Below are 19,076 nucleotides of genomic sequence, written 5' to 3' on the forward strand. Positions count from 1 at the left end.
TTACTCTTTCCAAGGCGGAAAGAAGTCAGAAACAAAGTCGGCGCCTGACCTTTGTGTCAGAGAAGACCGGCATGTGGAGGGATAAGGGAAATGCCAGGCGCCAAGGATGAAATCGCCCAGAATGCGGCCGAAGCCACGAATGCCATGAATCCGCTCATGGCGGGGGTCAACAGACAGGAATTACTGGGTGCCGTCGCGATGATGCTGCGCTCGACCATGACAAACCCGGTGACCACGGCCAAGACTGCCGGAAAGATCACCGCGGAACACGCAAAGATCCTGCTTGGAAAGTCAGACCGCGCGGCAAATCCGAAGGATCGTCGATTCAAGGATCCCGCCTGGCAGCACAATCCGTTCTATCGGCGTGGCATGCAGGCGTATCTTGCGACTCAGGAGCATCTGAATGACTGGGTGGCCGAGCTGAGCATGACGGAGCTGGAGCATGCCCGTGCCAAATTCGTGATGAGCATGATCACCGATGCCATGGCCCCGACAAACACCCTGCTAGGCAATCCGGCGGCGACGAAGCGTGTGGTGGACTCTGGCGGTCTGTCGCTGCTGAAGGGGCTGAAAAACGCCTATACCGATCTGACGAGGAATGGCGGTCTGCCCAGCCAGGTGGACAAGAGGCCCTTCAAGGTGGGCGAGAACCTCGCCACAACGAAAGGCTCCGTCATCTGGAAAAATGAGATGATGGAGCTGATCCAGTATCAGCCGCTGACAGACAAGGTTCACCGTACACCGATCTTCATCATTCCGCCTCAGATCAACAAATTCTATGCCATGGATCTCTCGCCGATGGTGTCCATGGTGCAATTCCTGCTCGCCATGGAAATGCAGCCCTTCGTCGTTTCTTGGCGCAACCCGACCAAGGAACACAAGGATTGGGGCCTGTCAGATTATATCGACAGTCTTGTCCAGGCGAGCGAAGTGGTCCGCCGGGTTACCAAGTCCAAAAAGATCAATATCTCTGGCGCGTGTTCGGGTGGCATCACCACCGCGACGCTGGCCAGCCTTTTGGCGGCAGCGGGCGATGATCGCATCAATACGCTCACCTTCATGGTCTGTGTACTGAACCCTCAACGTGAAGATAGCGAGCTTGGTCAGATTGTTTCCGACGCTAGCCTTGAAGTCGCGCGCAAATATTCGCGCCGCAAGGGTATTCTGAAGGGGGATGATCTGGCGCGCATGTTTGCCTGGATGCGCCCGAATGATCTGGTCTGGAACTATGTCGTAAACAATTATCTGATGGGTGAAGACCCACCACCATTCGATGTTCTTTACTGGAACAATGACTCTACCAATCTGCCAGCGCAGCTGCATTCTGATTATCTGGACCTGGGCCTGAATCAGCCCTTTGATCATCCGGGCGAATATGATGTGGCCGGTCACAAGCTGGACCTGACACAGGTCAAGGCAGATGCCTTCGTGGTTGCAGGCCTGACGGATCACATCACGCCGTGGAAGGCGTGTTACCGCACCACGGGTCTTCTGGGGTCTGAGACTATCGAGTTTGTCCTGTCTTCAAGTGGGCATATCCAGTCTCTCCTCAACCCGCCCGGAAACCCCAAGGCCAAGATGTTCCGTAACCCGAATATTACGCCCACAGCCGAGGCTTGGGCGGAAGGTGCGACAGAAGAGGCTGGCAGTTGGTGGCCCGTATGGGGGGAATGGCTGAAGCAGAGGTCAGGTGCTCTGAAGAGTGCGCCAAGGGCTTGCGGAAGTCACAGTTTTCCGCCTCTCTGTGACGCACCCGGAAGATATGTCTTTGATGAGTAACCGACATGGCCAAGATAGATAGAGCGCCCGAAATCCTGATGCAGGATGTCGACGGCATCCAGTTACGTACCGCTTTCTGGAAGGCGGAAATAGAGGTGGGTAATCGGCCCTTGCTGTTCTTCAATGGCATTGGTGCCAATCTGGAGCTGACAGCTGGCCTGGGTGAGATGTTCGCGGATCGGGACATCATCACCTTTGATGTGCCCGGTGTGGGCAAGAGCCCGGTCACCCAATGGCCTTACCGGCCCTGGATGCTGGCCCGCTGGGCGCGAAAGCTGCTCGATATTTACGGCATTGGAGATGTCGATGTGATGGGCGTCTCGTGGGGCGGCGCGCTGGCCCAGCAATATGCGTTTCAGTACCGCAAACGCGTTGGCAAACTGATCCTGTGCGCGACGACCGCCGGTATGACCATGGTGCCTGGGCGGCCCAAATCCCTGTCCAAGATGGTGGATGCGCGCCGATATTCAGACCCCGATTTCATGCGTGAGAGTTTCGAAACGCTCTATGGCGACGCGGTCGAAGGCGAAGCGGGCCGCCATATCAACAATCTGATGGCGCCGGACCCGAAGGGGTATGTCTACCAGTTGCTGGCATTCATTGGCTGGTCCAGCCTGCCATTCATCCGCTTCCTGACTATGCCGTCGCTGATCCTTATGGGCGATCAGGATACAATCGTGCCGGTCGCGAATGGTCACATTCTTAAGTTTGGCCTGCCGGATGCCCGCTTGCACATCATGAAGGGCGGGGGGCACCTGTTTCTGGTGACGCAGGCAGAAGAGACCGCAGCCATCATCCTGGACTTCCTTAAGGAGGAAGGCGCAGAGGCCGAAAAGGCCGCCTGATCAGCTGTTGGATGTCTTGCGCGCCACGCGTTGCTCCAGCGCATCGCACACAGCGTCCGCAACGGACTGGGAGGACTCGCCACGGCCGATAGAGGTGTGTGCCGCGCGGCAGGCTTCGACATGTAGATTGATCAACGCGGAATTCTCGCCGGGCGCGGTATCTGACAGCAGGGTGCAGAGAGATCCGCAAAGGCGTGAGATGGCAGGGTAGCCATAGGAGCCTGCAACACCACGAATATTGTGCGCACACGTATAAAGGTTGCGATAGTCTTCCGGCGTGGCATCTGATTCCTGGGCTGCGGCCCAGGCATCTTTCAGGCGATTCAGGTCCATTTGCATCCAGGCTTCAAACTGGCCTGAAAGGTCATCGACAGCCGCTTCGGCAAGGGCACCCATTTCTTCAGGGTCGTGGACTTGGCTGGCTTTGTCTTGGATAGGGGAAGAGGGTGTTTGCGTCGTGGTGGTTTCTGGCTTTGGCATCTTGATGACGCGGCTGATGTCAGGGGTCGCAATCGTCGTGGATTGCGCTCCTTTGCCCTTGGATGAGGGTTTCAGCTTTTCCAGCAAGTCTTTCAGCATCGTGTTTCCCCGATAATTCAGGTTAACCATATGCCCTAAGACTTAACATTGTGCTGACGCACCGTCTTGAAAAGGCTCTAAAATCCGAACTGTTCGCGCAGAATGCGTTCATCCAGCGCATGGCCGGGGTCAAACAGCATGGTCAGGCGCCTGCGGTCTTCCTGGACATGGACGCTCACGATGTCGCGCACTTCCTGATTATCGGCCGCGGCCGCGACAGGTCGCAGCATTGGCGCGACAACTTCGATCTGAACGGACGCGTCCCGGCGTAACAGTGCCCCTTTCCAGCGGCGCGGACGAAAGGCGCTGACTGGGGTGAGCGCTAGCAGGCCGGCGCCAATCGGCAGGATCGGGCCATGGGCTGACAGATTGTAGGCGGTTGAGCCTGCGGGCGTTGCGACCATGACGCCATCGCAGGCCAGCTCTTCCATGCGCACCCGGCCATCGACGGTGATCTTTAGTCGGGCCGTTTGAGCGGTCTGGCGAAAGATCGAAACTTCATTGATTGCCAGGGCATGATGCTCGTTCTCGTGAACATCCTTCGCTGTCATGCGCAGGGGAGAGATCACCGCGCGCTCTGCGGCATTGATGCGATCCGGCAGATTCTTTTCCTGATACTCATTCATCAGGAAGCCGACCGTGCCGCGGTTCATGCCATACACGGGCTTGCCGACATCAAACTGACGGCGCAGCGAATCAAGCATGGCGCCGTCACCGCCTAGCGCCACGATCACATCGGCGTCTTCCTCGTCGCACTGGCCATACATCTGGATGAATTTGGGCAGCGCTTCCTGAGCTTCAGGACGCTTGGAGGCGAAGAAATGAAGTTTCATCCCGGTCATGGCAGCCATCTGCTTTGGGTTTGCTACAGGCGTCAAGGATAAGCACTGCGGCGAATGTTCTGGCAATACAGGCAGCCACAGGAAGGTGACGCAGGCGTCAACATCAGCTGGCGTCTGCGGGTATTTTCGGATAATCTGCAGAAAACAATATTGAGGGAGACCCGGAACATGGCCGACGGCGCACAGAAAGTTGATATTCGCTCATCCGTTTCTGCAGAAGAATGGAAGGCCCGAGTGGATCTGGCGGCGCTTTACCGTCTGGTTGCGCTACATGGCTGGGATGACATGATCTTCACGCATATTTCCCATCGCGTGCCAGGGCCGGACCACCACTTCCTGATCAACCCGTATGGCTATTTCTTTGATGAGATCACAGCGTCCTCGCTCGTTAAGGTCGATCTGGAGGGCAATATCGTCCAGGAGACAGATCACTTTATCAATCCGGCGGGTTTCACGATTCACTCCGCGATTCACGATGCGCGCGAAGACGCAAAAGTGGTGATTCACGTCCATACCGACCAGGGTGTGGCCGTCTCTGCGCAGAAAGAAGGTTTGATGCCGTTAAGCCAGACGGCCATGGTTGTGCGTGAGGACATTGCCTATCACGACTATGAAGGCATTGCGCTGGACCTTGATGAGCGTGAACGCCTGGTGGCAGACCTCGGCCCGAAAAAGCATTCCATGTTGCTGCGCAACCACGGTACGCTGACCATTGGCGAAACCGCTGCGCAAGCTTTCACACGTATGTTCTTCCTGGAACGCGCTTGCAACATGCAGATCATGGCCCTTTCAGCGGGGCGCGACGGTGTGCTGGAGTGCGGAAATGATCTGCAGCAGAAGGTGGCTGGGCAGGGTGGCCTGACTGAGGATTCTTCCGGTATGAGCATGCTGACAGAGCGACTGATCTGGCCTGCGCTGATGCGGAAGCTGGATCGGCAATTGCCGGGTTATGATGCTTAAGGAAATATACGTATGCGCTTGCTGTAGGGTGTGACGTAAGGGACCATTATCAAATTTCCCTCACGCGCTTATGTAGGCGCCATGTAATTTTGGAAACTGTGCAGATGAAACACCTCAAGGCCTTTGAAGACGCATTGAGCGCAATCCATGGTGAAGGCCGCTATCGCGTCTTCGTCGACCTGCAACGTCACAAGGGACGTTTCCCCAAGGCGACAGCGCGGTTTGAGGATGGCGAGCGCGAAGTCACCATCTGGTGCTCCAATGACTATCTTGGCATGGGCCAGGATGATCACGTCATCAATTCGATGCATGATGCGATCGACAGCTTTGGGGCTGGCTCCGGCGGCACGCGCAACATCTCTGGTACGACACGTTACCACGTGGATCTGGAGCAGGAGTTGGCTGACCTGCACGAGAAGGAGTCTGCGCTCCTCTTCACGTCTGGCTACGTATCCAATGACGCAACCCTGTCTACGCTTGGCAAGATCCTGCCGAACCTGATCATCTATTCCGACGCGCTTAACCACGCCTCCATGATCGAGGGCATTCGCCGTTCCGGCGCAGACCGCCGCATCTTCCGTCACAATGATGTTGATCACCTGCGCGCGCTGATGGAGAATGACGATCCGAACCGTCCGAAAGTGATCGCATTCGAAAGCGTCTACTCCATGGATGGCGATTTCGGCCGTATGGAAGAGATCTGCGACTTGGCCGACGAGTTTAACGCGCTGACCTATCTGGATGAAGTTCACGCGGTTGGCATGTACGGCCACAATGGTGCGGGCGTTGCAGAGAAGCTTGGCCTCGCCAGCCGTATCGACATTATCGAGGGTACGCTCGGCAAGGCATTCGGCGTGATGGGCGGTTACATCGCCAGCCATGAGACCGTCATTGACGCAATCCGGTCTATGGCGTCCGGCTTTATCTTCACGACCTCCACCTGTCCGGTGATGGCGGCTGGTGCGCTGGCAAGCGTCCGCAAGCTGCGCACGGATGAGGGCCGTAAGCTGCGCTCGATGCAGCAGGCCAATGCGGCATCGCTGAAGCAGAAATTCCGCGATGCAGGCCTGCCGGTCATGGATTCACCCTCTCACATTGTGCCGCTGTTGGTGGGTGACCCGGAACGCTGCAAGGCGCTGTCCGACACGCTGCTCTTCGATTTCGGCATCTACGTTCAGCCGATCAACTATCCGACAGTTCCGCGTGGCACGGAGCGCCTGCGCTTCACGCCGAGCCCGGTGCACGATGAGGTGATGATGGACGAGCTGGTCGCCTCAATTCTGGCTGTCTGGAAACAGCTGGGCCTCGACAAGGCAGCCTGATCTATTTGGACTTTTTCGCCGGTGGTTTTTTGCCAAGACCGATTTGCTTGGCATGCTTCGATCTGAGCTTTGCGTAGTTCGGAGAGACCATCGGATAGTCCGCCGGCAAATTCCATTTTTCGCGGTACTCGTCTGGGGTCATGTCAAAGCGTGACCTCAGATACCGTTTGAGCATCTTCAGCTTGCGGCCATCTTCCAGGCAGATCAGGAAATCAGGTGTGATAGACTTGGAAACAGCGATGGCTGGTTCTGGTGTCTCGGCTTGGGGCGGGCTCGGTTCTGACAGGGTGGCACAGGTTTCATACACCGTGCGGATCAGGTCGGGCAGTTGTTCATGCCCAAGTGTATTGTTTGCCACATAAGAGGAAACAATCCGGCTGGTCATGGTCAGGAAATCGGTTTGCTGTGTCTCACTCATGCGTCCACCAAGAATCCAGCAGGTAAAAGAAGTCAAATTGCCGATTTTATGTTCACCTAATCGCTGAATTATCACACTTCTTCAAGTATTTGCATCAAATACCTCAAGATATTTCTAAGCCAACATGAAGCGGTATGTTATTGTGCTGCCAAGGCGCTGCAATGGTTGCAGCTTGGGCCGCCTGAGCGTAAACACCGCGGGAACCCAGCAGGAGATTCGCCCATGGCAGATACAGCGCAGCCGGCCCGGTTTGATACCACGGCTTTCTTCAGCCAGTCTCTGGAAGATCGCGATCCGGAACTCTTCGACGCGATCAAGAAGGAACGCACACGCCAACAGCAGCAGATTGAGCTGATTGCGTCCGAGAACATCGTGTCCAACGCCGTGCTTGAGGCGCAAGGGACGATCCTGACCAACAAGTATGCCGAAGGTTATCCGGGCAAGCGTTATTATGGCGGATGCGAGTTTGTTGATATCGCCGAAGAGCTGGCCATCGAGCGCGCCAAGAAACTGTTCAATTGCAATTTTGCCAATGTGCAGCCGAATTCCGGCAGCCAGGCAAACCAGGGTGTATTCAACGCTGTCCTGAAGCCGGGCGACACCATTCTGGGCATGAGCCTGGATGCCGGTGGCCACCTGACCCATGGCGCACGTCCGAACCAGTCTGGCAAATGGTTTAATGCTGTTCAGTATGGCGTTAGCCGCGAAGATGACCGGATCGACTTTGTCGAGGTTGAGCGTCTGGCCAAGGCTCACCGTCCGCAGCTGATCATCGCCGGTGGCTCTGCCTATCCGCGCGAGATTGACTTCAAACGCTTCCGTGAAATCGCGGACGAAGTGGATGCGCTGTTCATGGTCGACATGGCGCACTTTGCCGGCCTTGTTGCCGGCGGCGCACATCCGAACCCGTTGGACCACGCCCACATTGCCACAACGACCACGCACAAGACTCTGCGCGGCCCCCGCGGCGGCATGATCCTGACCAATGACGAAGCGCTGGCCAAGAAGATCAATTCTGCGATCTTCCCGGGCATTCAGGGCGGGCCGCTGATGCATGTCATCGCGGCGAAGGCCGTTGCGTTCGGCGAAGCGCTGACGCCGGAATTCAAGCAATATGCGTCGCAGGTTGTTGCGAATGCGCGCGCCATGGCGGCGGCCTGCAAGGCGAGTGGCCTGGATGTTGTTTCCGGTGGCACGGATACACACGTTGCGCTGATTGATCTGCGTCCGAAGAATGTGACTGGCCGTGACGCCGAGCACGCTCTGGAGCGCGCCTTCATCACCTGCAACAAGAATGGCGTGCCTTTCGACCCGCAGAAGCCGACCATCACCAGCGGTATCCGTGTCGGCTCTCCAGCCGGTACGACGCGTGGTTTTGGCGAAGATGAGTTCACCCAGATCGGTAACTGGATCGGCGAGATTGTCGACGCGGTTGCAGGCGGCGACAGCACTGCGACAGAAGACAAGGTGCGTGAGGAAGTCAAAGCCCTCACGGCAGCGTTCCCGATCTATAACGGCTTGGGGGGCTGATAGACCTTGCGCTGCCCGTTCTGCGGTTCCGAGAACACATCGGTGAAGGACAGCCGGTCGGCTGAAGACAACACTGCTGTGCGCCGCAGACGGGTGTGCGAGGCCTGCGGAGCCCGTTTCACGACATTCGAGCGCGTCCAGTTGCGTGAGATTACTGTCGTGAAGCGCGACGGGAAACGCGTGCCATTCGACCGCGAGCGGCTGGCCAAGTCCATCACCATTGCCTTGCGCAAACGACCCGTGGACCGGGAGCAGATCGACCAGATGGTCTCCGGCATCGTCCGCAAGCTTGAAAGCGCAGGCGAAACGGAAGTGTCCTCAAATGATGTGGGCGAGTTCGCCATGGAAGCCCTGCGCATGGTCGACCCCGTCGGCTATGTGCGGTTTGCCAGCGTCTACAAGGATTTCCGCGACCCGAACGATTTCGCTCACTTCATAGAGAAAACTTCCCTCGACCTTGACGAGGAAGGCGACGAGGAATGAGCGGGGTGAAAATCACCCTCAAGATTGCTACGTCTCTGGATTCCCGAATTGCCCTAGCAGACGGCACGAGCCAGTGGATTACTTCCAGCGGGTCTCGTGCCAAGGCGCATGAATTGCGGGCGGCGCATGATGCCGTGCTGGTCGGCATCGGTACGGTTCTGGCGGATGATCCGTTGCTCACCGCGCGGACGGTGCCGCTGCCGAAGACCCAGCCTGTCCGCATCATTGCCGACTCCCATGGGCGCACACCGCGCAGCTCCCGTTTAGTGCAATCCATTTCAAGCGGCCGTGTTGTGGTTGCCACAAATGGCCAGCCACAGGACATTCTGGCGGCGAGTGGGGTCGATATCTGGCGGTGCGGCAAGGGCATCCGTGTGGATGTGAAAGAGCTGGTCCGCCGGGCTGAAGCGGAAGGCATCACATCCATCCTGCTGGAAGGCGGCGGTACGCTGGCGGCCAGCTTCATTCGCGCAGACTTGGTACATGAAATCGCCTGGTTCCGCGCACCGATCCTGATTGGCGGTGATGGACTGCCGGCGCTAGGCTCTCTCGGTCTGTCCGACCTTGGCGCAGCGTCACGGTGGCGCGCTGTCGCAACGGAACGGATTGGGGATGACGTCTTCGATACCTATGTACGGGCCTGAGCAGGTTTTTGAGGGCAACAAAAGATGTTCACAGGACTCGTCACTGACGTCGGGCGCGTACGCAAGGCCGAAGACCGCAATGGCTTGCGCCGGTTTGAGGTCGAAAGCGGCTATCCGCTGGAAGACATCGCCATGGGCGCCTCCATCATGCATTCGGGCGTGTGCCTGACCGTCGTCGATATGGGCGAGGGGAAGCGTGGCGCATGGTTCGCGGTTGAGGCCGTACCGGAGACGCTGTCCAGGACCGTTCTGGGCGACTGGGAAGAGGGCGCACGCGTCAATCTGGAGCAAAGCCTCAAGCTGGGCGATGAACTGGGCGGGCATTTCGTGTTCGGCCATGTCGACGGTGTTGGCGAAGTGGTTTCGATTGAGCCGGAAGGTCAGAGCTACCGTCTGACGATCCGCCCCCCGGGAGAGATTGCGCGATACTTTGCGACAAAGGGCTCTGCTGCGGTGAATGGTGTGTCCCTGACCGTCGCAGCTGCCCTGCCGAATGGCGATTTTCAATTGGCGATCATCCCGCACACATGGGAGGTCACGACACTCAGCGATCTGCAGCCCGGCTCCAGGGTCAATCTTGAGATTGATATGCTGGCGCGCTACGTGGCGCGGATGATTGGCGCGGATGCGCCGGAAGGGCGATAGGCACCAGATTATGTCGAGCGAATTTCACGACGCAATTTCCTCCATTGATGAGATCATCGAGGATGCCCGCAATGGCCGGATGTTCATCCTGGTGGACGCGGAAGACCGGGAGAATGAGGGCGACCTGATCATCCCCGCAAATTTCGCCACGCCTGAGCATGTGAACTTCATGGCGCGCCATGGACGGGGCCTGATCTGTCTAGCGATGACGCAGGAGCGCGCGCATACGCTGAATTTAGACATGATGACCCGCAATAACCGGGAAAGCATGGGCACGGCCTTTACGGTCTCCATCGAAGCCAAGGAAGGTGTCACGACCGGCATTTCTGCGCATGATCGGGCGAAAACTATTGCGGTTGCGATCGACCCGACCAAGGATCATGACGACATCGTTTCGCCGGGCCACGTTTTCCCGCTGGTCGCGCGCGATGGTGGCACGCTGGTGCGCGCAGGCCATACCGAAGCTGCGGTGGATATTTCCCGCATGGCCGGCCTGTTTCCGGCAGGCGTGATTTGCGAGATCATGAATGAAGATGGCTCCATGGCACGTCTTCCGGAGCTGGTCAGCTTTGCCCAGCTTCACAATCTGAAGATTGGCACGATTGCGGACCTGATCGCCTGGCGTCGCCAGAATGACCGCTTTCTGGAGCGCCGCGTGGAAGCAACGCTAACCTCTGCCTTTGGCGAAGGATTCAAGACGGTCTGCTTCCGTAATGCGCTCGACAATTCCGAGCATATTGCCATCGTCCATGGTGAGATCACGCCGGACTCCACGACACTTGTACGTGTCCACCGCACCGACATTCTGGCCGATGTACTGGGTGAGACCGGGCCGCGTCAGGGGCTTGTCGAGCGGGCGATGCGCATCATTGCCGAAGCGGATGAGCCGGGCGTTGTCGTTTTCGTCAACACGATGCGTCCGAACATCATTGCCGAGCGGCTGGGTCTTAAAACATCTGCGCCGGTCGATCCTACGGCACCGCTGCGTGAGTACGGCGTCGGCGCGCAGATGCTGCGCGAGCTGGGTGTTCGCCGCATGATCTATCTGTCCGATACGCAGCCGACCCGCGTTGCAGGACTTGACGGATACGGCCTGACCATAGAGGGGTGGCGCCGTCTTAATGAGGAGACTGAATGATGGTGGACCGCGTACTCGTCGCCGTTTCTAGATATTACAAGCACATCGCTGACGAGCTGGAAGCCGGCGCGCTGGAAGTGCTGGAAAAAGCCGGTGCGAAGGTCACCGTCATGGAAGTGCCGGGCGCGTTTGAACTGCCGGGCCTGATCGCTATGGCTGCCGATAGCGGACGCTTTGATGGCGCGATTGCGCTTGGCTGCGTTATCCGCGGCGAGACCACACACTATGATTATGTCTGCGGTGAGAGCGCACGGGGCCTGATGGACCTGATCGTGCAGCGCCGTCAGGCCATCGGGTTCGGTATCCTGACCGTCGAGAATGAAGAGCAGGCGCTGGCACGCGCTGACCGCAAGCGAGGCAATAAGGGCGCGGATGCGGCCGAGGCCTGTCTCGCCATGATCAAGTTTCGCAAGGAACTCATTCGGTGAGCGATCACAAAATCCCTTTTGAGGTTACACGGGCGAGGCGGGCAGGTGCACGCCTCGCTGCCGTTCAGGCGCTCTACGAGATGGAGCAGACCGGCAAGTCCGCCAAGGCGACCGTGCGGGCCTTCATGGAAGATCGTCTGGGCATCGGCCCGGATGAGCAGCCTGTGGAAGAGGCCGATCCGGATCTCTTCAAATCCATCGTCCTGTCCGTGGTCGATCATCAGGCCGCAATCGACAAGGCCATTCTGGCGCGTCTTGCCAAGGGCTGGAAGCTGACGCGTCTGGACGCCACGATGCGCGCCCTGCTGCGGGCTGGTGCGGGGGAGTTCATCGCCCACACCCATCTCAGCAATGCGATCATTCTGGATGAATATGTTTCTCTGGCACATGACTTCTTCGAAGAGCAGGAAGCCAAGTTCGCAAACGCCGTGCTCGACAATCTGGCCAAGGACCTGCGCCAATAGCCGGACTGGCTTCTGGCCATCCGGTTTTGCCTGATTGATAAGGCCCTTGCGGATGGAAGCCGGGCTTCCGTGGCACGAGGACGTTTATTCAATTGTATTGGATAGTCTGGTGCCCCCATGCATTGGGGCCCGCTCCCATCCGCGCGGAAAGCCATGAGCGGTGGGCCACTCAGCGCCTTTCCGGACCTGCCACCGCTATGCTGGTGCTGCGGCGACGGATGCAAGATAGGGCGGGCGTCCCTCCTATGGATTGGGTAGCCTGAATCCCTTGGCAGCATTGCTGGAACCAGGGGGAGAGGCGGCTTTTAGTCCAACTCGTTCGCCCAGCCGCGGACATCTTCCACGTAGGCCTCGGGCTCTTCCATGGCCGCGAAGTGCCCGCCGCGGGGCATATCGGTCCAGCGTGTCAGATTGTATGCGCGTTCGAACCAGCTGCGTGGGGCAGGTGTGTAAACGGACTCTCCTGGGAAGTTGGCAAAGGCTGTCGGCGTTTCGCAGCGGGTATTTTCCGGCAGCACATTGGCGCCTTCCTGCATGAACCCATTATAGAACCAGACGCTGGTCGCGATGGCATCGTTCACCAGATAGATCATGACGTTTGTGATCAACTGGTCCTTGGTATAGGCGTCCAGCAGGCCGCCATCAGATAGATCTGACCAGCCATGGAACTTTTCGATGATCCAGGCTGCCGTGCCGACGGGGCTATCCATTAGGGCCATGGCCAGCGTTTGGGGCTTGGTGGCTTGCTCCATGAAGTATGCGCCCTCACGCTGCATCGCTTCCTGTGTGCGGGTGAGCCAGGCAACCTCTTCATCATTCTGTGGTGTGGCAGGGGACGGGCGGAAGCCTATCATGTTCAGATGAATGGCCTTGCAGCCGCCTTTGCCGTCTGTCGCGCCATGGTTCAGGCCCAGCCATGAGGTGACCATTGCGCCCCAGTCTCCGCCTTGGGCGAGATAGGTGTCGTATTTCAGAACCTCCCTCATCAGCTTATCCCACAGGGCAGCCGTCGCGCGCGGGCCTATGGGGGATTTGGGTTTTTCCGAAAACCCATAGCCGGGTAGCGAGGGGATAATGACGTCAAACGCATCTTCCTTGCGGCCGCCATATTTCGATGGGAAAGCCAGCGGTCCGATACATTCCCAGAATTCAAAAACAGAGCCAGGCCAGCCATGCGTGATCAGCAAGGGCCGCTGGCCGCCAGCCTCCCCAATGACATGGACATAGTGGATCTCCATATCGTCCACCCTGGCCTTGTAATTGGCGAAATGGTTCAGCTTCTCTTCGGCCTTTCGCCAGTCATAACCGGCGATCCAGTAGCGCTGAATGTCCTTCATCATCGTGGTGGACATGCCATAAGCAAAGCCCTGTTCATTGGCCGGGGCAGGGAACCAGTCATAGTTCTTGACGCGCGCCATGATGGCGTCGAGCTTTTCCTGCGGCACCTCAATGCGGAACGGCTGAGCTTTAGACATGCATGTCCCTCCCTAAGACAGGATCACTTAGGGGGCTTGCCGTGGGGCCATGCAAGTTAAATCGAGAAACTGGTTCCGCAGCCGCACGCCGCTGTGGCGTTGGGATTGTTGATCTTGAAGGCCGCGCCGATCAGCTCTGTCGTGAAGTCAATCTCTGAGCCTTTCAGAAATTCCATGCTCATCTCGTCGATCAGCACCTTCGCACCATCGCGTTCGATGACGAGGTCATCTTCCTTGGCGGCGGTGTCAAAGTCGAACTTGTAGGAGAAGCCGGAACAGCCGCCTCCCTCAACTGACACACGTAGATAGTCTACGCCGTCCTGTTTTGTCAGAATCGCGTTAATCCGCTTGGCAGCAGAGGCTGTAAGGGTCACATCAGGGGCCGTCATCGTGCTCATAGTCTACAGATAGGGATTCTCTGGCCAATGGAAAAGAGAGCAGTGTACGCAACGCGGCATGAAGACAGCCGGGGCAGGTATTATGACGAGGCCCCGTCGGCCACACGCACGCCGTTCCAGCGTGATCGCGACCGGGTGATCCACTCCACGGCTTTCCGCCGTCTAAAGCAGAAGACGCAAGTATTCGTCGCGCATGAGGGGGACCATTTCCGCACCCGCCTGACGCACTCCCTAGAAGTGGCCCAGATTGCCCGCAGTATCGCCCGCACGCTGGGCCTGGATGAGGACCTCGCCGAGGCGCTGGCACTGGCGCATGATCTGGGCCATCCGCCCTTCGGCCATGCCGGTGAGGACCAGTTGGACGAGTGCATGGCGGAGTATGAAGGCTTTGACCACAACGCCCAGACGCTGCGCATCGTGACAAAGCTGGAAGTACGCTATCCCAATTATGACGGGCTCAATCTGACTTGGGAGTTGCTAGAAGGCCTTGTGAAGCATAATGGCCCGGTGGTTGGCCCCGACACGCCTTTTGAGTCACTGCCGGCGGCTTTTCGGGGGTTTCCCTATCTTAAGGATCTGGAGCCGGAACAGTTCGCGGGGCCAGAAGCGCAGGTCGCGGCCTTGTCAGATGATATTGCCTATAACAATCATGATATTGATGACGGGATCGCTGCTGGACTGTTCACGATTGACGAGCTGATGGACCTGCCGATTGTCGGCGATGAGTTCCGCGCTGTTCGCATAGAGTATCCTCATCTGAATGACCGCATGGTGTGTTATGAGGCTGTCCGACGGTTGATTGGTCTGTGGATCAACGACCTGACCGGGGAGACGATGCGGCGTATCAAGGAGTACAATCCTCAGAGCGCGGCGGCTGTGCGAGCGATGGATGTACCGCTTGTCGCATTCTCGCCTGAGCTGGAAAGCCGCCAGCGCGCGTTGAGGGCTTTCCTGTATGAGCGCATGTACAAGCATTACAAGGTCAATCGCATGCGCAGCAAAGCCAAGCGGATGCTGAAAGACCTGTTCGACATCTTCCTGAATGAGCCGGATACGCTGCCTTCGCCCTGGCGGATGGATGCCTCTCAGGCCACTGAGGCCAAACGCGCCCGTATCGTGTGTGACTATATTGCCGGTATGACTGACGGATTTGCGATGGATGAATATCGCCGGTTGTACGACCCTGAGGCTCTGCGTTAGTCACTGGCTTATGGTTTACGGGCATTAAGCAGTTCAACGCCTGTATGGGTGTGAAAGCGCAGTTCCATTCAAGTGCCGTTAACGAAACACCCCATAATATTAACTCTGTGACAGCATTCTGAAGGGCGATTCCATGGGTCGATATCGGGATAGTGGGGGTGATTACTCTCCCTTCGAAGACGATTACCGCGGATTTGAGGTCCGGGACGAGGAAACGGCCCGTGGGCCGCTGATCTTGGCGCTCGCTATTGGCGTTCTGCTCGTCTTTGGCGCGGTGGTGTGGAACACCTATCGTCAAGGTGTTCGTTCCAATGGGGCGGGAATCCCAAGTGTTATTGCAGAAAAGCAGCCTTACAAACGCGCGCCTGAAGATCGGGGTGGTGTGGCCGTGCCGGATGTCGATAAGCGCTTCTACGATCAGATGGACGCCTCTAAACGTGCTGAAGAAGATATACGTGACTATGCAGACGGCGGCACGGATGAAGAGAGCGGCGAGATGCTGCAGGGGGGACCGCCAATAGAGCTTCGCCCCGGACAGGAACGTGAAATGGATGATTCGGACCCGGAAAACGGTATGCCGAACGCTGTGGCAGATCAGGTTCGCGCGCTGGCAGAGCTGGATGACCGCCCGGAAGAACCTCAGGACAGCGTGGAGGTTGCCTCCAATGCGCCGATCGAGCTGCCAGCCACACGGCAATTGCCGGCCGCGCCTGCCGCGCCGACATCGCAATTCGCGTTTACCGATGGCGGCACCTATCTGGTGCAGCTGGCGGCATTCCGGTCTCAGGAAGCGGCGGAGACCGCCTGGAGCAAGGCGACGACGTCCCGGCCAGATCTGTATCGCGGAGCGCGCAAGCAGGTTCAGCGGGCCGATCTGGGTGCCAAGGGCGTGTTCTACAGGCTGCGCGTTGGCAGCTTTGCCGAACGAGCTGAGGCCTCTGCTTTTTGCGATGCCGTGAAGGCTAGCGGCGAGAATTGCATCGTGGTGACAGGATAGTGGCGAAGGCGTGCATCCTCAGCGTTTCGGGGCCTGTGCTTACGAAAGATGAGGCCGCGCTGTTTGCTGCGCATCAACCCTGGGGCTTGATCCTGATGGGACGCTCCTGCGTTTCGCGGGGACAGGTCCGTCGGCTGGTGGATGATATCTGGAATGCCATGGGTCGCCCGTGTCTGATCTTCATCGATCAGGAAGGTGGCCGGGTTGCCCGACTGAAAGCGCCGGAATGGCCGCTATTCCCGCGCGGGCACGACTATGCAGAGCTTTACGCGAAGGACCGCCTGGCCGGAAGGGAAGCCGTCTGGCTGAGCCACCGACTGATTGCGGCGGAGCTGTCTGCCATGTCCATTCACGCCGATTGTGCTCCTGTCGTAGACTTGCCGGTGCCGGGCGCGCATGACGTCATTGGCGATCGTGCTTTCGGGACTGAGCCCGAAACTGTGGCAGACCTCGCGGGTGCAGCCCTGAAAGGCTTGGCCGATGGGGGTGTTGCAGGCGTTATCAAGCATATTCCAGGACATGGCCGTTCCATGTCTGACAGCCATATGGAGCTGCCCCGGGTTACGGCGGGTGATAATGAACTGGCGAAGGATTTTGAGGCCTTTGCGCGCCTTTCCGATGCCTCCATGGCGATGACCGCACATATTGCTTATGACGCATTTGACGCCGGTGTGGCCGCAACTCTGTCAAAAGTGATGATTCAAGACGTGATCCGCAGCCGAATCGGGTTTGATGGATTGTTGATGACGGATGATCTGGGCATGCGGGCGCTGGGCGGAAGCCTGAGAGAGCGGGGCACTGCGGCAATTGCCGCCGGATGCGACGTGCTGCTTCATTGCTCCGGTTTCCTGAAGGATCCAGATGCCATTCTGGCCGAAATGGCAGATGTTGCCGCCGTATCGCCTGAACTGGAGGGCAAGGCTCTTGAGCGGGCCATGCGTGCCGAAGCGATGTCTACTCATGCGCAGGAGTTCAATGCTCAGGAAAGTTGGCAGCGCTTTTATGAATACTTCCCGCAATTGCAGAGGATCGCAACCGCATGAGCGTTGATGTGATCTCCATAGATGCGCTGTCTGCTGACGTACAGGACGCTGAAGCTGGTGATCTCTTCACCGTGGATGTGGGTGGCTATGAGGGACCTCTACACCTGCTGCTGGAACTGGCGCGTAAGCAGAAGGTCGATCTGCTGCACCTCTCCATGCTGTCGCTGGCTGTGCAGTATCTCGAATTTATCGAGGATGCGAAGGCGAAGCGTATCGATCTGGCGGCTGACTATCTGCTGATGGCGTCATGGCTAGCGTTCATGAAGTCTCGTCTGCTTCTGCCAAAACCTGAAAAGGCAGAAGAGGAAGAGCCGAGCGGTGAGGAAATGGCCTCGCGGCTGGCTTTCCGTCTCAAGCGGCTGGAAGCCATGCGCGGCGCTGTGGAAGAGCTGGAAGCAGGTCCTGTCCTCAACAATGTCGTTTTCCTGCGAGGCTCTCCGGAGCAGCCCAAAGTGGTCAAGCATACTGAGTTCAGCGCCAGCCTTTACGAACTGACCCAGGCCTTTGGCGCGATCCGCGATCGCCGCGAGAAGGAACGTCCGCATACAATCGAGCAGCAGATGGTGCTGCCACTTGAACTTGCCCGCACCAGCCTACGCGCCCTACGCCAGCAATTGGAACAATGGCACACTCTGGAAGAGATCCGCACGACCATGACATCTGTGGATCCGGAACTGCCAGCACGTTCCGTAACGGCCAGTGTGTTCTCGGCTGCGCTTGAACTCGTCCGGGATGGCGAAGTTGATGTGCGGCAGGATGAACACTTTGCGCCGCTATATCTGCGTAATGCAGGGACCAGCCCAGAGGGGGGCAGTAATGCAACCGCTTGAGAAACTTCAGATGACTGATGAAAATCCGGAAACGGAAAACGATCCGGTAACCCAACTTTCGTTTGCCTATCGGCGTTCGGAAGAGGCCCTGCTTAACAATGAAAATGAGGCGCTGGCTGAAGGTGTTCGCCGTGCTGAGGCCATTCTGTTTGCCGCTGGAGAGCCCCTGTCTGCGGATCAGGTTGCCGAAATCCTGCCATATGGCGTGGAGGCGCCTGAAGTTCTTATGGCCTTGCGCGCACTGTATACCAATCGTGGCGTGAACCTGGTTGAGGTTGCAGGGAAGTGGCGGTTCCAGACGGCACAGGATCTCTCCTATCTATTTGTGGAAGAGCGTCAGGTTCAGAAGAAGCTGGGCCAGGCCACCATGGAGACCCTGGCGATCATTGCCTATGGTCAGCCTGTGACGCGCGCCGAGATTGAGGCTGTTCGCGGCGTGGCTGTGTCCAAGACGACAATCGACACGCTGCTGGAAAGCGGATGGGTGAAGATTAAGGGGCGCCGCAAGACACCGGGCCAGCCGCTGACCTATGGCACGACAGATGCCTTCCTGGAGCATTTCGGGCTGGAAAATCTGGACACATTACCCGGCAAGGCAGACCTTGAAGCAGAGGGCCTGTTGTCCGATGTCATTCCGGATGGCTTCCAGATGCCGGATGAAGAAGCGCTGACCGAAGAGGACAGGTTGATCGACGACATGGATGAAAGCCATGAGACCGAATCCTTTGTCACTGACTTCATGGAAGAGGGTGACGAACTGGATGAGTCTGAGGCTGAAGGGTCAGTCGATAATGAGGATGAGGCCGAAGATGAACTTTCTGCCGATGGCTATGAAAGCTTTGATGCCGAAGATGCCGAGTTGGATATCGCTTCTGATGAGGACGCTGAAGACGAAGGCACGGTTAGCGTCTTCTCGTACACGCGCGCACCGGAACGCAGCGAGGCCGAGCGTGATGAATTCGACAGTGCGGATATCAAGAATGCCGTCATCCAGCTGAAATCGCAGACGCGGATCCCTGAGCAGAAAATGGATGAATGGGGCGACGACGAATAAGT

At 57.9% G+C, this 19,076-nt stretch carries 21 protein-coding genes; 16 read left to right on the top strand and 5 right to left on the bottom strand.

Going from position 1 to position 19,076, the window contains the following annotated elements; translation table 11 throughout:
- The first annotated feature begins 90 nt into the window (after positions 1-90).
- Positions 91-1,779, top strand: a complete 1,689-nt coding sequence (locus tag HY2_RS08690; protein WP_034826720.1) for an alpha/beta fold hydrolase — start codon at positions 91-93, stop codon at positions 1,777-1,779.
- Positions 1,780-1,784: 5 nt separating this feature from the next.
- Positions 1,785-2,624, top strand: a complete 840-nt coding sequence (locus tag HY2_RS08695; protein ID WP_034826722.1) for an alpha/beta fold hydrolase — start codon at positions 1,785-1,787, stop codon at positions 2,622-2,624.
- Here the strand turns inward: HY2_RS08695 and HY2_RS08700 are convergent, their stop codons facing one another.
- Both HY2_RS08700 and HY2_RS08705 read right to left on the bottom strand, forming a co-directional pair.
- Entirely contained in the window at positions 2,625-3,203 is a 579-nt protein-coding gene (locus tag HY2_RS08700; RefSeq protein WP_158534038.1) for an Hpt domain-containing protein, read from the bottom strand.
- Between the two features lie 77 nt (positions 3,204-3,280).
- A complete protein-coding gene (locus HY2_RS08705) occupies positions 3,281-4,045 on the bottom strand; it encodes an NAD kinase (protein WP_034826917.1) in 765 nt (254 codons plus the stop codon).
- 168 nt (positions 4,046-4,213) lie between these two features.
- Between HY2_RS08705 and HY2_RS08710 the strand changes: the two genes are divergently transcribed.
- The gene (locus tag HY2_RS08710; protein WP_034826919.1) at positions 4,214-5,005 is read left to right on the top strand and encodes a class II aldolase/adducin family protein; all 792 of its coding nucleotides are present in this window, start codon (positions 4,214-4,216) and stop codon (positions 5,003-5,005) included.
- Between the two features lie 104 nt (positions 5,006-5,109).
- Positions 5,110-6,327 carry a 5-aminolevulinate synthase gene (hemA, locus tag HY2_RS08715; protein WP_034826727.1) on the top strand — a complete coding sequence of 406 codons (1,218 nt, stop codon included), beginning with the start codon at positions 5,110-5,112 and terminating at the stop codon, positions 6,325-6,327.
- A 1-nt stretch (position 6,328) separates the two neighbouring features.
- On the opposite strand, the gene HY2_RS08720 is transcribed toward hemA, so the two are convergent.
- Positions 6,329-6,745, bottom strand: a complete 417-nt coding sequence (locus HY2_RS08720) for a Ros/MucR family transcriptional regulator (protein ID WP_034826728.1) — start codon at positions 6,743-6,745, stop codon at positions 6,329-6,331.
- Between the two features lie 222 nt (positions 6,746-6,967).
- On the opposite strand from HY2_RS08720, the gene glyA reads away from it, so the two are divergent.
- From glyA to nusB, 7 genes are read left to right on the top strand one after another with little or no spacing between them, the layout of a single operon-like run.
- Positions 6,968-8,275 (top strand): serine hydroxymethyltransferase, encoded by a 1,308-nt coding sequence (glyA, locus tag HY2_RS08725; RefSeq protein ID WP_034826730.1) that lies wholly within the window; start codon positions 6,968-6,970, stop codon positions 8,273-8,275.
- A gap of 6 nt (positions 8,276-8,281) precedes the next feature.
- Positions 8,282-8,758 (top strand): transcriptional regulator NrdR, encoded by a 477-nt coding sequence (nrdR, locus tag HY2_RS08730; protein WP_034826733.1) that lies wholly within the window; start codon positions 8,282-8,284, stop codon positions 8,756-8,758.
- The gene (locus HY2_RS08735; RefSeq protein ID WP_034826735.1) at positions 8,755-9,402 is read left to right on the top strand and encodes a RibD family protein; all 648 of its coding nucleotides are present in this window, start codon (positions 8,755-8,757) and stop codon (positions 9,400-9,402) included. The genes nrdR and HY2_RS08735 overlap by 4 nt, the downstream gene beginning before the upstream one ends.
- Positions 9,403-9,426: 24 nt before the next feature.
- On the top strand, positions 9,427-10,047 hold the full coding sequence (locus tag HY2_RS08740; protein WP_034826737.1) for a riboflavin synthase: 621 nt from the start codon (positions 9,427-9,429) through the stop codon (positions 10,045-10,047).
- Positions 10,048-10,057: 10 nt separating this feature from the next.
- Positions 10,058-11,185, top strand: coding sequence for a 3,4-dihydroxy-2-butanone-4-phosphate synthase (gene ribB, locus HY2_RS08745; protein ID WP_034826739.1), 1,128 nt, complete (start codon positions 10,058-10,060; stop codon positions 11,183-11,185).
- Complete coding sequence (gene ribH, locus HY2_RS08750) at positions 11,185-11,613, top strand: 6,7-dimethyl-8-ribityllumazine synthase (protein ID WP_034826741.1); 429 nt, start codon at positions 11,185-11,187, stop codon at positions 11,611-11,613. Before ribB ends, ribH begins: the two co-directional genes overlap by 1 nt.
- Entirely contained in the window at positions 11,610-12,077 is a 468-nt protein-coding gene (gene nusB / locus HY2_RS08755; RefSeq protein ID WP_051594863.1) for a transcription antitermination factor NusB, read from the top strand. The genes ribH and nusB overlap by 4 nt, the downstream gene beginning before the upstream one ends.
- A gap of 305 nt (positions 12,078-12,382) precedes the next feature.
- Here nusB and HY2_RS08760 read toward each other — a convergent pair whose 3' ends face one another.
- Together HY2_RS08760 and erpA are read right to left on the bottom strand one after the other, a co-directional pair.
- Entirely contained in the window at positions 12,383-13,552 is a 1,170-nt protein-coding gene (locus tag HY2_RS08760) for an epoxide hydrolase family protein (RefSeq protein WP_034826746.1), read from the bottom strand.
- Positions 13,553-13,608: 56 nt separating this feature from the next.
- Entirely contained in the window at positions 13,609-13,950 is a 342-nt protein-coding gene (gene erpA / locus HY2_RS08765) for an iron-sulfur cluster insertion protein ErpA (protein ID WP_034826748.1), read from the bottom strand.
- 27 nt (positions 13,951-13,977) lie between these two features.
- Between erpA and HY2_RS08770 the strand changes: the two genes are divergently transcribed.
- From HY2_RS08770 to scpB, 5 genes are all read left to right on the top strand, one after another.
- Entirely contained in the window at positions 13,978-15,150 is a 1,173-nt protein-coding gene (locus HY2_RS08770; protein WP_034826750.1) for a deoxyguanosinetriphosphate triphosphohydrolase, read from the top strand.
- A 133-nt stretch (positions 15,151-15,283) separates the two neighbouring features.
- Positions 15,284-16,147 (top strand): SPOR domain-containing protein, encoded by an 864-nt coding sequence (locus HY2_RS08775; RefSeq protein WP_034826753.1) that lies wholly within the window; start codon positions 15,284-15,286, stop codon positions 16,145-16,147.
- The gene (gene nagZ, locus HY2_RS08780; RefSeq protein ID WP_081814988.1) at positions 16,147-17,190 is read left to right on the top strand and encodes a beta-N-acetylhexosaminidase; all 1,044 of its coding nucleotides are present in this window, start codon (positions 16,147-16,149) and stop codon (positions 17,188-17,190) included. Before HY2_RS08775 ends, nagZ begins: the two co-directional genes overlap by 1 nt.
- Positions 17,187-18,020 (top strand): segregation and condensation protein A, encoded by an 834-nt coding sequence (locus HY2_RS08785; protein ID WP_034826755.1) that lies wholly within the window; start codon positions 17,187-17,189, stop codon positions 18,018-18,020. The genes nagZ and HY2_RS08785 overlap by 4 nt, the downstream gene beginning before the upstream one ends.
- Positions 18,021-18,030: 10 nt before the next feature.
- On the top strand, positions 18,031-19,074 hold the full coding sequence (gene scpB, locus HY2_RS17040) for an SMC-Scp complex subunit ScpB (protein ID WP_233346888.1): 1,044 nt from the start codon (positions 18,031-18,033) through the stop codon (positions 19,072-19,074).
- Positions 19,075-19,076: the final 2 nt, after the last annotated feature.

The sequence above is a fragment of the Hyphomonas pacifica genome (assembly GCF_000682675.1).
Taxonomy (GTDB): domain Bacteria; phylum Pseudomonadota; class Alphaproteobacteria; order Caulobacterales; family Hyphomonadaceae; genus Hyphomonas; species Hyphomonas pacifica.

Coding starts and splice junctions, on each gene's coding strand:
- HY2_RS08690 (WP_034826720.1), top strand. CDS start 91: ATGCCAGGCGCCAAGGATGAAATCGCCCAGAATGCGGCCGAAGCCACG.
- HY2_RS08695 (WP_034826722.1), top strand. CDS start 1,785: ATGGCCAAGATAGATAGAGCGCCCGAAATCCTGATGCAGGATGTCGAC.
- HY2_RS08700 (WP_158534038.1), bottom strand. CDS start 3,203: ATGCTGAAAGACTTGCTGGAAAAGCTGAAACCCTCATCCAAGGGCAAA.
- HY2_RS08705 (WP_034826917.1), bottom strand. CDS start 4,045: ATGACCGGGATGAAACTTCATTTCTTCGCCTCCAAGCGTCCTGAAGCT.
- HY2_RS08710 (WP_034826919.1), top strand. CDS start 4,214: ATGGCCGACGGCGCACAGAAAGTTGATATTCGCTCATCCGTTTCTGCA.
- hemA (WP_034826727.1), top strand. CDS start 5,110: ATGAAACACCTCAAGGCCTTTGAAGACGCATTGAGCGCAATCCATGGT.
- HY2_RS08720 (WP_034826728.1), bottom strand. CDS start 6,745: ATGAGTGAGACACAGCAAACCGATTTCCTGACCATGACCAGCCGGATT.
- glyA (WP_034826730.1), top strand. CDS start 6,968: ATGGCAGATACAGCGCAGCCGGCCCGGTTTGATACCACGGCTTTCTTC.
- HY2_RS08735 (WP_034826735.1), top strand. CDS start 8,755: ATGAGCGGGGTGAAAATCACCCTCAAGATTGCTACGTCTCTGGATTCC.
- HY2_RS08740 (WP_034826737.1), top strand. CDS start 9,427: ATGTTCACAGGACTCGTCACTGACGTCGGGCGCGTACGCAAGGCCGAA.
- ribB (WP_034826739.1), top strand. CDS start 10,058: ATGTCGAGCGAATTTCACGACGCAATTTCCTCCATTGATGAGATCATC.
- ribH (WP_034826741.1), top strand. CDS start 11,185: ATGGTGGACCGCGTACTCGTCGCCGTTTCTAGATATTACAAGCACATC.
- HY2_RS08760 (WP_034826746.1), bottom strand. CDS start 13,552: ATGTCTAAAGCTCAGCCGTTCCGCATTGAGGTGCCGCAGGAAAAGCTC.
- erpA (WP_034826748.1), bottom strand. CDS start 13,950: ATGAGCACGATGACGGCCCCTGATGTGACCCTTACAGCCTCTGCTGCC.
- HY2_RS08770 (WP_034826750.1), top strand. CDS start 13,978: ATGGAAAAGAGAGCAGTGTACGCAACGCGGCATGAAGACAGCCGGGGC.
- HY2_RS08775 (WP_034826753.1), top strand. CDS start 15,284: ATGGGTCGATATCGGGATAGTGGGGGTGATTACTCTCCCTTCGAAGAC.
- HY2_RS08785 (WP_034826755.1), top strand. CDS start 17,187: ATGAGCGTTGATGTGATCTCCATAGATGCGCTGTCTGCTGACGTACAG.
- scpB (WP_233346888.1), top strand. CDS start 18,031: ATGACTGATGAAAATCCGGAAACGGAAAACGATCCGGTAACCCAACTT.